13 protein-coding genes are annotated in these 13,028 nt (G+C 68.0%); 6 read left to right on the top strand and 7 right to left on the bottom strand.

Features of this window, described 5'->3' with window-relative positions:
- Window positions 1-77: 77 nt before the first annotated feature.
- On the bottom strand, window positions 78-254 hold the full coding sequence (locus OG405_RS01425) for a hypothetical protein (protein WP_327149837.1): 177 nt from the start codon (window positions 252-254) through the stop codon (window positions 78-80).
- 149 nt (window positions 255-403) lie between these two features.
- Here OG405_RS01425 and typA point away from each other — a divergent pair, with 149 nt between their 5' ends.
- The 4 genes from typA to OG405_RS01405 all read left to right on the top strand — a co-directional run bounded on the left by typA (window position 404) and on the right by OG405_RS01405 (window position 5,568).
- Window positions 404-2,302 carry a translational GTPase TypA gene (typA, locus tag OG405_RS01420; protein ID WP_327149836.1) on the top strand — a complete coding sequence of 633 codons (1,899 nt, stop codon included), beginning with the start codon at window positions 404-406 and terminating at the stop codon, window positions 2,300-2,302.
- Between the two features lie 41 nt (window positions 2,303-2,343).
- Window positions 2,344-4,131 (top strand): ABC transporter family substrate-binding protein, encoded by a 1,788-nt coding sequence (locus OG405_RS01415; RefSeq protein ID WP_327149835.1) that lies wholly within the window; start codon window positions 2,344-2,346, stop codon window positions 4,129-4,131.
- Complete coding sequence (gene mshB / locus OG405_RS01410) at window positions 4,128-5,024, top strand: N-acetyl-1-D-myo-inositol-2-amino-2-deoxy-alpha-D-glucopyranoside deacetylase (protein WP_327149834.1); 897 nt, start codon at window positions 4,128-4,130, stop codon at window positions 5,022-5,024. The genes OG405_RS01415 and mshB overlap by 4 nt, the downstream gene beginning before the upstream one ends.
- A 115-nt stretch (window positions 5,025-5,139) precedes the next feature.
- Window positions 5,140-5,568 (top strand): hypothetical protein, encoded by a 429-nt coding sequence (locus tag OG405_RS01405; protein ID WP_327149833.1) that lies wholly within the window; start codon window positions 5,140-5,142, stop codon window positions 5,566-5,568.
- A gap of 22 nt (window positions 5,569-5,590) precedes the next feature.
- On the opposite strand, the gene OG405_RS01400 is transcribed toward OG405_RS01405, so the two are convergent.
- From OG405_RS01400 to OG405_RS01390, 3 genes are all read right to left on the bottom strand, one after another.
- The gene (locus tag OG405_RS01400; RefSeq protein ID WP_327149832.1) at window positions 5,591-6,316 is read right to left on the bottom strand and encodes a DUF1906 domain-containing protein; all 726 of its coding nucleotides are present in this window, start codon (window positions 6,314-6,316) and stop codon (window positions 5,591-5,593) included.
- 196 nt (window positions 6,317-6,512) lie between these two features.
- Window positions 6,513-7,676, bottom strand: a complete 1,164-nt coding sequence (locus OG405_RS01395) for a hypothetical protein (protein WP_327149831.1) — start codon at window positions 7,674-7,676, stop codon at window positions 6,513-6,515.
- Window positions 7,677-7,698: 22 nt separating this feature from the next.
- Window positions 7,699-7,878 carry a hypothetical protein gene (locus OG405_RS01390; protein WP_327149830.1) on the bottom strand — a complete coding sequence of 60 codons (180 nt, stop codon included), beginning with the start codon at window positions 7,876-7,878 and terminating at the stop codon, window positions 7,699-7,701.
- A gap of 74 nt (window positions 7,879-7,952) precedes the next feature.
- On the opposite strand from OG405_RS01390, the gene OG405_RS01385 reads away from it, so the two are divergent.
- Both OG405_RS01385 and OG405_RS01380 read left to right on the top strand, forming a co-directional pair.
- Entirely contained in the window at window positions 7,953-8,474 is a 522-nt protein-coding gene (locus OG405_RS01385) for a MarR family winged helix-turn-helix transcriptional regulator (protein WP_327149829.1), read from the top strand.
- Between the two features lie 52 nt (window positions 8,475-8,526).
- Window positions 8,527-9,120 carry a TerD family protein gene (locus OG405_RS01380; protein ID WP_327149828.1) on the top strand — a complete coding sequence of 198 codons (594 nt, stop codon included), beginning with the start codon at window positions 8,527-8,529 and terminating at the stop codon, window positions 9,118-9,120.
- Window positions 9,121-9,132: 12 nt separating this feature from the next.
- Here OG405_RS01380 and OG405_RS01375 read toward each other — a convergent pair whose 3' ends face one another.
- From OG405_RS01375 to OG405_RS01365, 3 genes are read right to left on the bottom strand one after another with little or no spacing between them, the layout of a single operon-like run.
- Window positions 9,133-9,540, bottom strand: coding sequence for a TIGR03668 family PPOX class F420-dependent oxidoreductase (locus tag OG405_RS01375; protein ID WP_442790809.1), 408 nt, complete (start codon window positions 9,538-9,540; stop codon window positions 9,133-9,135).
- 49 nt (window positions 9,541-9,589) lie between these two features.
- Window positions 9,590-11,542 carry a vWA domain-containing protein gene (locus tag OG405_RS01370; protein WP_327149826.1) on the bottom strand — a complete coding sequence of 651 codons (1,953 nt, stop codon included), beginning with the start codon at window positions 11,540-11,542 and terminating at the stop codon, window positions 9,590-9,592.
- 28 nt (window positions 11,543-11,570) lie between these two features.
- The gene (locus OG405_RS01365; protein WP_327149825.1) at window positions 11,571-12,968 is read right to left on the bottom strand and encodes a sigma 54-interacting transcriptional regulator; all 1,398 of its coding nucleotides are present in this window, start codon (window positions 12,966-12,968) and stop codon (window positions 11,571-11,573) included.
- Between the last annotated feature and the right edge of the window lie 60 nt (window positions 12,969-13,028).

The raw sequence follows: 13,028 nt of genomic DNA, 5'->3' as shown, positions 1-13,028 counted from the left end.
TGGTACCCCGGAATCCCTTTCCTACAACCCGACCGTCGGCCTTCATGCCGACGCCCCGAGCGTCGACAGAGATCGACTCAGGCGGCTCGCGCCTTCTTCAGCCCCTTCTTCAGTTCTTTGCCGGAAGCACCCCCGGCTTCCAGGCGCTTCATCCGCATGATGACCACAGGGCATTTCACGCAGCGCGTCTTCTTCCGACAGCACTTCTTCTTCGGCTTGAGGCTCGAAACCTCGCTCGCCTTGACCTTGCCCATGTGGGTTAGCATACCCTTACCTCTAGGCGCCGCCAGCAGGCCACCAGGACCCCGGTAGGGTGTAACCGGCCCAGATGCCCGGTGAGTTTCGAATCTCCCTGTCGCAGGGTCCGGCCGCAAGCAACAGTTAACCAGCAGGAGGAACCGGCGTGTCGTCTACACGCGATTTTCGCAACGTAGCCATCGTGGCCCACGTCGACCACGGTAAAACGACGCTCGTCGACGCCATGCTGCGGCAGTCCGGCGCATTCGCCGAGCGAGCCGAACCGGTCGACCGAGTGATGGACTCCGGCGATCTGGAGCGCGAGAAGGGCATCACCATTCTCGCCAAGAACACCGCCGTACACCGGCACCATCCCGACGGCAGCGTCACCGTCATCAATGTCATCGATACCCCCGGCCACGCCGATTTCGGCGGCGAGGTCGAGCGCGGCCTGTCCATGGTCGACGGTGTGGTGCTGCTGGTCGACGCCTCCGAGGGCCCGCTCCCGCAGACCCGGTTCGTCCTGCGCAAGGCGCTCGCCGCCTGCCTGCCGGTGATCCTGGTCGTCAACAAGACCGACCGCCCCGACGCTCGTATCGCCGAGGTCGTCGAGGAGAGCCACGACCTGCTGTTGGACCTGGCCTCCGATCTCGACGACGACGCCGCCGAAGCCGCCGAACTCGCTCTCGACCTGCCGGTGCTCTACGCCTCGGGTCGCGCCGGCAAGGCCTCCAAGGAGCAGCCGCAGAACGGCGAGGTACCGAACGCGGAGAATCTCGACGCGCTGTTCGACGTACTGTTCGAGAACATCCCCGCCCCCAAGGGCGATATCGCCGCACCGCTGCAGGCCCATGTCACCAACCTCGACGCCTCCGCCTTCCTGGGCAGGCTGGCGCTGGTGCGGATCCACAACGGCGAGCTCCGCAAGGGCCAGAACGTCGCATGGATGCACGCGGACGGGGTCAAGAGCGTCAAGATCACCGAACTGCTGCAGACCGTCGGCGTCGAGCGGCAGCCCGGTGAGGTCGCGGTGGCCGGCGATATCGTCGCGGTCGCGGGAATCACCGACATCATGATCGGCGACACCCTCGCCGATCCGGAGAACCCGGTCGCGCTGCCCCGGATCACGGTCGACGAACCCGCCATCTCGGTGGTCATCGGCACCAACACCTCGCCGCTGGTCGGCCGGGTACAGGGGCACAAGCTCACCGCCCGCATGGTGAAATCACGGCTCGATCAGGAACTGGTGGGCAATGTCTCACTGCGAGTCCTCGATATCGGCCGACCCGACGCCTGGGAGGTGCAGGGCCGTGGCGAACTCGCGCTGGCGATCCTGGTCGAACAGATGCGGCGTGAGGGTTTCGAGCTGACCGTCGGCAAACCGCAGGTGGTGACCCGGCAGGTCGACGGCAAGGTGCACGAGCCCTACGAAGAGCTCACCATCGACTGCCCGGACGAATACCTCGGCGCCATCACCCAGCTGCTGGCCGCCCGCAAGGGCAAAATGGTGCAGATGAACAACCACGCCGCGGGTTGGGTGCGGATGGAATTCATCGTGCCCTCGCGTGGGCTGATCGGATTCCGCACCGATTTCCTGACCGAGACCCGCGGCACCGGTATCGCCAATGCCGTCTCGCACGGGTACGCGCCGTGGGCCGGGGAGATCCGGGCCCGGCACACCGGATCGCTGGTCTCCGACCGCACCGGCAGTGTCACCCCGTTCGCCATGATCCAGCTCTCCGACCGCGGACAGTTCTTCGTGGAACCGGGCGCGGAAACCTATGAGGGCATGGTTGTCGGGATCAATCCGCGCGCCGAGGATCTCGATATCAATGTGACCAAGGAGAAAAAGCTCACCAATATGCGATCCTCCACCGCCGATGTGATGGAGACGCTCGCCAAGCCGTTGCAGCTGGACCTGGAAATGGCCATGGAATTCTGCGCGGCCGACGAATGTGTCGAGGTGACGCCGGAGTTCGTGCGGGTGCGCAAAGTCACGTTGGGAGCAAACGAACGGGCCCGGGAACTGTCGCGTCGCAAGGCGCGCGACCGGGCCGCGCTGTAAGCGGTTCCGCTGCCGGACGGGGCGGCGCGGGGTTGGGTAGAGTGCCGAACGTGATTTCGGGGAGGCGCGCGGTGTGGCGCGGGCTGCTTGTGCTCTCGGCGGTGCTCGTTCCGGTGCTGGCCGGATGCACCGCCGACCCGCCGCCGCCCATCGCCAGTACGGACAGCCCCAAAACCGAACCGGCGCAGCCCACCAAGAACACCGTCGTCGTCGCCATCGACGACATCGGTATCGGGTTCAATCCACATCTGCGCTCCGATCAGTCGCCCGCGACCGCCGCGGTGGCGGCCATGGTGCTGCCGAGCCCGTTCCGGCCGACTCCCGATCCGGCGCTGCCGGGCGGCACGCTGTGGGTACCGGATACCGCGTTGATCGACTCGGCGACGGTCACCTCCCAGGCACCGTTCACTGTCACCTACAAGCTGAAAGATCAGGCCAACTGGTCCGACGGCGCGCCCATCGCCGCCGAGGATTTCCACTACCTGTGGCAGCAGATGATCACGCAGCCGGGTGTGATCGACCCGGCCGGATACCGGCTCATCTCCGAGGTCCGGTCCTCGGGTGGTGGTAAAACGGTCTCCGTAGTGTTCGACCGGCCGTATCCGGCCTGGCCGCAACTGTTCGCGAATCTGCTGCCCGCACATCTGATGAAGGATTCCCCCGGGGGTTTCCAGCGCACGCTGGTCGAGCAGATCCCGGTATCGGGCGGGAATTTCACCATCGAATCCGCCGATCCCGGCCGCGACGAGATCCTCCTGGAACGTAACGACCGGTTCTGGGGCACGCCCGCCCGACCCGACCAGATCCTGCTGCGCCGCGGCGGCACGCCCGCCCAGCTGGCGGATTCACTGCGCACCGGCGATACCCAGATGGCGCTCGTACACGGCGGCGTGGCCACCCAGGCCCAGCTGGCCGCGATCCCCTCGGTTCGCACCGCGATAATGCCGCAATCCCGGCAACTGCGTCTCACTCTCAACGGACGGGACGGGGTCCTCGCCGACCATCGAGTCCGGACCTCGATCCTGGCGCTGTTGGATCCCGCGCTGTTGGCCACTGTCGGCGCGCAGACCGGCAACTGGGTGGAACCGGTGCGCGCGCAGGTGCTCTCCCCCTCCGACCCGGGCTACGCTCCGACCGAACCGCCCCGCCTCAGCCCCGACCAGGCGTTCGGCCTGCTGGCCGAAGCCGGCTTCGGCCGCGCCCCGGAGCCGCCGCCGGTCTCGGCGACCTCCCCGGCGCCGCGACCCCGCTCACTGGCCCGCAACGGGGAGCCGCTGGTGCTCCGGATCGGCGCGGTGACCGGCGACGATACCGCGCTGGCGGTGGCCAATACCGCCGCCGACCAGTTGCGCAGTGCCGGGATCGATGCGTCGGTGCGCAATCTCGCCGCCGACGAACTGTATGGCAAAGGCCTGGTCGACACCGAGATCGACGCGGTCGTCGGCTGGGAAGCGACCGGTGGTGATCCCGCCACGGCGCTGGCCTCCCGCTACGGGTGCCAGCCCGCGGCACCGACCACGCCCCCCACCGACGGTGAGAAGACCGAGGTTCCGGCGGCCGTGGAAGCGGCCCGCCGGGCACCGAGCAACCTGTCCGGTGTCTGTGATCAGCAGTTCCAGCCCGCGATCGACGGCGCCGTGCACGGTGTGGAGGTGCCGCGGACCTTGGGCGAGGCCGAACCACGGCTGTGGGGAGAGTCCACGGTGCTGCCGATCGTGCAGGACAATGTTGTGGCCGCCGCCGGTCCTTCGGTGGACGGCGCTTCACTGAGCGGCGCGATCCAGGCCGGGATCTTCGGCGATGCGGCGATGTGGCGGCGGGTCCCGTGACCGGATCCGGCGCCCGAGCTACGGGTGGACTGCTGCTGGTCCACGCCCATCCCGACGACGAGACCATCACCACCGGCGGCACCATCGCCCACTATCGGCGTCTCGGTATCCCGGTGACCGTGGTGACGTGCACACTCGGCGAAGAGGGCGAGGTGCTCGGCGAACAGTGGGCCGGGCTGACCGCCGACCGCGCCGACCAGCTGGGCGGGTACCGGATCGGCGAACTCACCCGCGCCCTGGCCGAACTCGATGCCGGGCCGCCGTATTTCCTGGGCGGCGCCGGCCGCTGGCGTGACTCCGGGATGGCCGGAACCCCCACGGCCGAGCATCCGCGGGCGTTCGTCGGCTCCGGTGCGGAATCGGTGCGGGCCCTCACCGAGGTGATCCTCGAACTGCGTCCGCGAGTGGTGGTGACCTACGATCCAGACGGCGGATACGGCCACCCGGACCATATCGAGGCCAACCGCGTGACCACCGAAGCCGTCGAAGCCGCCGCCGCGCAAGGCTGGGACACGCCCAAGTTCTATTGGACCGTGACCGACGCGGATATCCTGAGCGACCATCTGCGGGCCCTTGCCCGGCGCACCGTCGACGGGCTGCCCGGGGCGCTACCACACGGCTGGCGGCTGCCCGCGGAGAACGAGTTGGCCAGTGTGCCCGGTAATTCGGTGACCACGACGATCGATGTCGCCGACGTGCTCCCGAACAAACGTGCGGCACTACGAGCACACACCACCCAGCTCACAGTCGCACCATCCGGCCGGGAGTTCGCGCTGACCAATATGATCGCCCAGCCGGTTCTACCGGAGGAGCATTACATTCTGGTCCGCGGACGCGCCTGGACCGGCGGGCCGGACGGCCGGGAAGGCGATCTCTTCGCCGGGCTGGCGTAGCCGCATGACACCCACGCCGGAATAGACTCGCCATCATGCAGCACTCGGAATCGGACAGCGGGATCGACCCCGGCGCCGCGGCGACCACGCGGTGGTGTTCGACTCGGTGGCACCGGTGACCGCCGTGGACGCTCCGCCGGATGCGGATACCCGGTCACGCTGGGCCGCGCTGGCCACCGGGGTGTTCGGTCCGGTGCTGATCGTGATCCTGATCGTGGACGCGGTGCTCACGCTGGCGCTGGAGGTGCTCTATCTACCCCTCTATATCGGCGGTGTCGCGGTGCCACTGGCCGCGTTGATCGCCGCGCCGGTGAATGTGGCGCTGGTATGGGCGGCCGCGACGGTGACGACCCGGTCGACCGTATTGTTCCTGCCGATCGCCGCCTGGCTGGCCGCTTTCCTGATCGCGGCGAGCCGCGGCCCAGGCGGAGATGTCCCGCTACGCAGCGACTTGCCGACCCTGCTGTTGTTCCTGTGCGGAGCGGTGGCACCGCTGATCTACATGTACGTGGCCGCCAACCGGACCGAACGCCCGCTGCGCTGACCTGCCCGCCGAACGCCGGTTCTCACCACGCCCCGTACTCCGGGACAAGGATGTCGTTCACATCCACCCCCACCCCGTCGACCGTGCGGTCATCGATCTCGAACTGGTGCAGATGCGCGGCCGGGTGGACATATCCCGGCGCCGTCCCCCAGTCGTGCTGCCAGAACCAGGCACCCACCCCGGCCGTGCGAGCCAGATCGATGGTCGGCGCGTTGGCATACACACCGGTGTTCTCCCGGCCGATCACCGCCTGCCAGCCGAGCAGATACGGCAGGATCATGGTCGCGAACTCCACCGGATTCGGGTTGTCGTCGATCGATGCGTAGATCGGCCGGTTGTCCGGCCCGCCGGCGGCCCGGTGCAGAGCCAGCCCCCGCTCGCCGTGACGGCGACCGGCATCGTATCCACCGCGCCAATCGGCGGTAGGTCCCTTGCCGAATTGGTAACAGGACACGATCCGCAACCCTGCGGCCCGCAGATCCGCTACTTCGTCGGCCAGCAACGGTTTTCCGGCCATCCATTCCGCTCCCGGCCGCCGATCGGACACATAGCGGATGACACCGGTGTGGCCGGCCGCCCGGATCGCCGCCGCGGACGGCACGCCCCCGGCGTAATCGAGCAGAGTCCCCAACGAGGCAGCGCCGGCGCGAGAAGCCCCGAGAACCGAACCCACGGCACCCACGGCACCCACGGCGACGGCGGCAGCCGTATAGCCGAGCAGAGCACGACGAGACAGTGCAGAAACCATCGCGGACTCCTTCGCACACCCCGGGTGAACAACAACGGCGTGCCCGGCGCACCTTCCCCTGAGCACTTCGTGCGCCGGGAGCCTCGAACGTGCAGCCATTCCATCACATTCACACCCGAACCGCCATCACCAACTCCCCCACGATCTGGCCGAGTTTCCCACCCCTGGAGAACTTCGACCCGTGTTCCGAGCGATCTCAGAGCAGGCGGTCTATTCGTTCCCCCACGTCCAGGGTGCGCATCGCCGGGTCGGCCAGTTCGCCTCGGACTACCCGGACCACCTGCGCGACGATCTGTTTCTTGATTCCCGCCAGTACGCCCAGCACTGCCGCGCGCCTGCCTCGGGCCGCGTATTCGAGGCGGATGTTCTCCCGGATCGGCGGGTCTACTTCGACCACGATGAGCAGCGGATCCGCGGCGTGCGCGGTGAGTTGCAGCGGTATCTCGATATCCGCGCGGTAGTGGTTGTCCTTGAGGACGCTGACCGTGATGTCGAGGGAGACCGGGACGAGGAGCTCGAACCGGACCAGCGCGATATCGTCGTCGGCCGTGGTGGTTTCCGGTATCCGGTCGGTGAGTTCGGGTCGTCCGACCTCACCGCGCACCGCGACTTCCGCCGCCGCGCGGGGGCCGGCTCGCATGGGGCCGATCTCGATTCGGCGGCCGGCGAGGTGGGTCACGAATTGTTCGAGGCGGTCGCGGGTGACGATGCGGGGGAAGAAGCGCCGGCCGAATTCCGCGTAGTCGATCCAGTCGAATTCGGTGCGGGTGCGGTGCGGGGAGCGTTCGCGGGCGACGATGGCCTCGATGTCGTAGATCCGGCTGCGCATCACGCCCGGGTCGCGCAGCATCGCGTTCACGCGGTGGGCCACTTCGCGCTGCAGCAGTCCCGCGATCGGGTCGAGCAGCCATTCGGCCACCGATTCGGCGGCGGACAGACGCAGCAGCACGCTCACATCGGTGGGCTCTACCCGGGGTATATCGATAACGATCAGCAGCGGGTCGGCGGTGCGGGCGTGGAAGGTGAGACCGATCGATACCACGGTTTCCGACCGCAGCGGTTTGCCGCCGAGCAGTATCTTGACCCGCAGTGATACCGGTATCCGCACGTCGAAGGCTATTTCGGAGCCGCGCCGCACCACCACCGGGCGGTCGATCCGGCCTTCGGCGAGGAATCCGGCGAGCCCGGCGGGTACCAGGTTGAGCGGCCCGATGGTCAGTCCGCGCCCGGTGATCCCGGCGACCGCCGCCTCGATCCGCCGTTCGGTCACCGCGTGGGTGACGAACCGTCTGCCGAACTCGGCGTAGTCGATCCATCCCGGCTCGCCTACTTCGATCGGTTCCATGAGTCGTTCCGACACCTCTACCTCCACCGACTGAGCGTCACGCTACGCGATGAAGGTATCGATCCGGCAAGCCCGTCACCACCCGGGTGGCAGCTGCCCGTAACCGACGATGTGGATATCGGGGGACGGCGGTGGGGTCCCAGGGTTCGATACCGACCGCGTCGCCCTCGTTACCGCCGATCGTGGTGAAAGTGCCGTTGTCGGCCACAGCAGTCACGAATATGCACGTTACATACCCTGTGTATCGTGCACAATTTTGTATTCGGGCGAAACAGACGACATAGTGTCCGAATGTCCGATTCGGTTGCACTGCCCGCCCTCACCGCGGCGGACCGCCGGGATCCCGCCGTCCTGGCGCGGCTCGTCCTGGAACTGAACCTGCTGTCCCGGCAGTACCCGGCCGCCCGCCGGAATTCGCCGTTCCAGCTGGACAGATCCGCCTACCTCATCCTCACCCGGCTGCGGTTGGGTGACCCGCTGACCCTGCGCGAACTGGCCGAAGCGTTCGGACTGGATGTATCCACTGTCAACCGTCAGGTCGCCGCCATGCTCGACCAGGACCTGGTGGAGCGGGTTCCCGATCCCGACGGCGGGGTCGCCCGCAAGGTCCGGCCCAGCGAAAAAGGTCTGCGGCTGTTCGAAGCCGACCTCGCCCTGCAGCGCCGCGGCGTCGGCTCCGTGCTCACCGGCTGGCCCGACGACGAAGTCGAACAGTTGGTCCGGCTGCTGGGGCGGTTCAACGAAGGGGTCGAGGGATTGGCCCGCCACCCTTGGCCGCGACCCCATCCGAGCACCGGTTATCCGCTCCTCTGAGAGCGAACCCGGTGGTCACCCGGCGTTCTCCGGCAGCCGGTACCGTTGAGCCATGATCACGCTCAAAAAGGAAGACGGCGCAGCCGATCTCGCTGGGATCGCCAAGCTGAGTGTCGGTGTCAGCTGGGACCCCTCCGCGGGCGCCAGTGGTGGTGCGCTCGGCTGGGCGCGCCGCAAGAAAGGTGTCGACCTGGACCTGATCGCCATTCTCATGCAGGGCAGCGAACCCGTCCGTTTCGCCGGATTGGATTCGCTGGACCCGCTGGGAAACGGCTCGGTCCTGCACTCCGGCGACGAGCAGACCGGCGCGGCGGCCGGTGACGACGAAACCGTCCACGTCACCTTCGCCGAGGTCCCGGGCGGTATCGACGCCGTCGTCTTCGTCGCGGCCGCGTTCAAGAAGGGCAGTTCGTTCGAGAAGGCGAACAACATCTCCTTCAAGGTCTACGACGCCACCGGCGGCAGCAGCCAGCAAGTGGCCGATATCTGGCCGTCACTGCTGGGCAGCGACAATGCCAACGCCGTGGCCCGCGCGTTCCGTAACGGCGATATCTGGCAGCTCGAGGTGCTCAACCGCAAAGGCAAGATCAAACAGGGCGATAAGCAGGCACTGCTGCGGTTCGCCATGGGTGGTGCCGGCTCCTGAACCGGCGTGTGATCAGCTCGCCGCCCAGCCCGACCAGTGCGTGATATCGAGCGCGACAACCGGTCCGGGCGGCGGCTCCGCCACATAGACGGGGTAGCGCGCGGTCAGGTGATCCAGGCCCGCGCGCGCCTCGTCTCCCGTCAAAATCCGTGCCGTGCCGTCGGCGCGCACCCACCACAGGCGCGACCAGTCCTCGTCATAGAAATCGGTGAGTACGGCGATTTCCGGGTTCGCTTCGATATTGGCGAGCCTACGCAGCGCGGTGGTCGATTTCGGTTTGGCGTCGACCGCGGTGTAAGCCGTATCGCCGGCGAGCGCGAACACTATCGGCACCAGATGCGGCGTTCCCTCGCTGGTGACGGTCGCCAGCCGGGCCACCCGGGCCGCAGCGAATCGTGCCCGCGCCTGAGCCCGGTCCAGCCGCATCAGACCTCCTCGCTCACCGATTCCGCGCAGTCCCGGAACCGAATCAACGCCGCCGGCCCCGCAGATAGTCGCTGACCACCGCGGCACCGAGCCCGTCCAGATCGGGTGCCACCACTCGTCCGCCGCTGCGGCGGGCCAGCAGATCGACGAACGCGGCCAGGCGCGGTTCCTCTCCCAGCATGAACACCGAGATCGAGGCCCCCAGCCGGGCCAGCGAATCCACCTGGGTCATGGTCACGGCCAGGGTCCGGCGATCCGGCGGCCAGTTGAAGTAGGCCGTACCGTCCGGGTCCAGATGCGCGGTCGGCTCACCGTCGGTGACGACGAGCACGACCGGGACAGCGTCCGGATGCCGCCGCAGATGCCGTTCGGCCAGCAGTAGCGCGTGGTGCAGATTCGTCCCCTGCTCCCACACCGGTTCCAGCCCGGTCAGTTCCGTGATGTCCACCGTCCCGGCGTGCCGCCCGAAGGTGATCAGTTCGAGGGCGTCGGACCGGAACCGGGTACTGATCAGATGCTGTAGGGCCAGCGCAGTCCGTTTCATCGGCACCCAGCGCCCGTCCTGCACCATCGACCACGAGGTGTCGACGCACAGGGCGACCACCGCACGGGACCGCTGTTCGGTCTCGGCGATCTCCACATCCGCGACATCCAGGGTCACCGACGGGCTCCCGGTGGAAGCCGAACGCAGGACCGCGTTGCGTACCGTACGCGACACATCCCAGGGCTCGGTATCGCCGAACTGCCACGGCCGGCTCGCACCGGTAGGCTCCCCCGCCGCTCCCGCCAGCGCTGTTTCACGCCGGCCCGTGCGGCTACGCAGTTTCCCGACGATATCGCGGAGCGCGACCTCCCCGAGCCGCCGCAGCGCCTTCGGAGTCAATCGCAGGGAACCGTCCGGAGCCTGCTCGAACAGGCCCTGCCGCCGCAGTTCCCGTTCCAGTTCGGCCAGCCGGGCCGCATCCACCCGGGCGTCGGCGCCGATCTGGCGCTCCAGCATCTCCAGGTCGATGTCCTCCAGCCGCGCACCGGGATAGGACTGGGCGAGCTGGGCGGCGAGTTCGTCGAGTTCGCCGAGATCCTGCATGGCTGCCACGGCCTCGCCCATACCCAGCGGATCGTCACCGCGGAAACGCCGCGCCGACTCCCAATCCTGGCCGGGGCGCAGGTCCCGCAGCTTCGCGTCGAGGTCGGTGATCTGCTGCGCTATCCGCGGATCCCCGAACGCCTGCCCGACGAGCTCGTTCAGTTCCGCCCGCTGCTGCGCCGACATCGAATTCATCATCCGTTGCGCCGCCGCGGCACGCGCGGCGAGCGTATCGATCAATTCCTCGGTATCGTGCGGATTCTCCGGGAAGAACTTCCCGTGTTCGGCCATGAACTCGGCGAACCGCGCTTCGGTGTCCTCGCCACGGGCATGGGCGGCGAGCAGATCGTTGAGGTCCGACATCATCTGCCGGACCCGCTCCACATCCTGTGGTGTCGTGCTCCGCAGCGCCTGCTTCATCCCCTGGAAACGGGATTCCAGCAATTCCTCGCCGAGCAGGTCGCGGATCTTCTGGTAATTCTCCCGGCCGGTCTCCGAACGCCAGGGGTATTCGCCGAGCTCGTTCACCGCGCCCGCAGTACTCGACGGCAATGCGTCCAATCGCATTTCGGCGAAACGGGCATCGTCGGAGGGGTCCGGGAACAGCGCACGCCGCTCGGCCTCGAGCGCCCGATCCAGCAGTTCTCGTACCTGCTGCAGGGTGCCGTCCAGGCGGTGGGACCGCGAGATCTCGGCCCGCCGCTCCCAGAGACGGCGCGTGATCTCCTCCAGCCCGGGCATCCCGGATGTCCCGCGCCGCAACAGTTCCTCGAGCGCCGAACGCGGCGAGGAACCTTCCATCACCTCACGCCCGATCTCCGACAGCGCCTCCCGCAGATCGAGCGGGGGCGCCAGCGGATCGGGCCCTTCGTGATAGGGCCCGTAGGAGTATCGGTCGGACGCTGTCATCACACCTCTTCGAAACCGGGTGTGGCGGTCACCCGCCGTACACCGCACTGCCCTCGTCGTCGGAATCCTTGGCCACCTGCCGCGCCAGATACAGGGACTCCAGGGCGAATTCGACCGCCGCGGCGATCCGCTGCGGCGGATCACCCGCCACCACACCCAGCCGCAATGCCACTTCGTGCAGCACCGGCAGTTCCGGCAGCGCGGACAGGACCTGAGTACCCGGCACCCGTTCGCCCGTCGTCACCAGATGCCCCTCGTCCACCGCGTCGGCCAGCGGCCGTAGATCCAGTCCGCCGAGCCGGTCCCGGGCGGTATCGGCGACGGCCCGCCGCAGCATATGGGTGAGATGCTCCTGTTCGCGGCCCTCCTCACCGGATTCGAATTCCAGTTTCCCACGCAGTACCGCCGGCACCGATTCCAGATCCACCGGCCGGGCCACCGCCGGGTCCTCCCCGGTCAGCGCGGCCCGTCGCAGCGCCGCGGCGGCCACGGTCTCGGCGGCCGCCACCGCGAAGCGGGCCGATACACCGGAGCGCTGGTCGATGGCGGGAGATTCCCGCAACCGCCGCACGAAGCGGGCCAGCACCTCGATCAACGGATCACCCACCTCGGCGACCAGTTCGGCCTCCTGCCGCACCAGCGCCATCTCCGCTTCGACGGTCAGTGGGTAATGCGTGCGGATCTCGGCGCCGAAGCGGTCCTTGAGCGGCGTGATGATCCGGCCGCGGTTGGTGTAGTCCTCGGGGTTCGCGGTCGCCACCAGCAGCACATCCAGCGGCAGCCGCAGGGTGTAGCCGCGCACCTGGATATCGCGCTCCTCCATGACATTCAGCAGCGCGACCTGGATCCGTTCGGCGAGGTCGGGCAGTTCGTTGACGGCCACGATCCCCCGGTGCGCACGCGGCACCAGCCCGAAGTGGATGGTCTCGGGATCACCCAGGCTGCGGCCCTCGGCGACCTTCACCGGGTCCACATCGCCGATGAGATCACCCACCGAGGTATCCGGGGTCGCGAGTTTCTCGGCATAGCGCTGCGAACGGTGCCGCCACGCCACCGGCAGATCGTCGCCCGACTCGGCGGCCCGGCGCCGCCCCTGCGGACTGATCGGTTCCAGCGGATGTTCACCCAGTTCCGCGCCCTCGATGACCGGGGTCCATTCGTCGAGCAATTCGACGACGGTCCGCAGAAGGCGAGTCTTACCCTGCCCGCGCTCACCCAGCAGCACCACATCGTGACCCGCCAGCAACGCGCGCTCCAGCTGGGGCAGCACGGTCCGGTCGAACCCGACGATCCCGGGCCACGGATCGTCTCCCGACGCCAGCCGGGCCAGCAGATTTTCCCGGATCTCGGCCTTGACACTTCGCGGCGCGTACCCGGCCGCCCGCAACGCGCCCGCGGTGGTGGGCAGGTCTGTTGGCACAGTCACTTCACTGACGCTACGACGATTTGGCCCATCGGTCGACAAGTATCACGGCGGGCCCGCCGC

It is taken from the genome of Nocardia sp. NBC_01329 (assembly GCF_035956715.1).
Classification (GTDB): domain Bacteria; phylum Actinomycetota; class Actinomycetes; order Mycobacteriales; family Mycobacteriaceae; genus Nocardia.
This window is presented reverse-complemented; position numbering and strand designations above follow the sequence as displayed.

Bases quoted from the DNA above. Each gene is read 5' to 3' on its own strand.
- OG405_RS01425 (WP_327149837.1), bottom strand. From the start codon at position 254: ATGGGCAAGGTCAAGGCGAGCGAGGTTTCGAGCCTCAAGCCGAAGAAG.
- OG405_RS01400 (WP_327149832.1), bottom strand. From the start codon at position 6,316: ATGGTTTCTGCACTGTCTCGTCGTGCTCTGCTCGGCTATACGGCTGCC.
- OG405_RS01385 (WP_327149829.1), top strand. From the start codon at position 7,953: ATGTCCGATTCGGTTGCACTGCCCGCCCTCACCGCGGCGGACCGCCGG.
- OG405_RS01380 (WP_327149828.1), top strand. From the start codon at position 8,527: ATGATCACGCTCAAAAAGGAAGACGGCGCAGCCGATCTCGCTGGGATC.
- OG405_RS01370 (WP_327149826.1), bottom strand. From the start codon at position 11,542: ATGACAGCGTCCGACCGATACTCCTACGGGCCCTATCACGAAGGGCCC.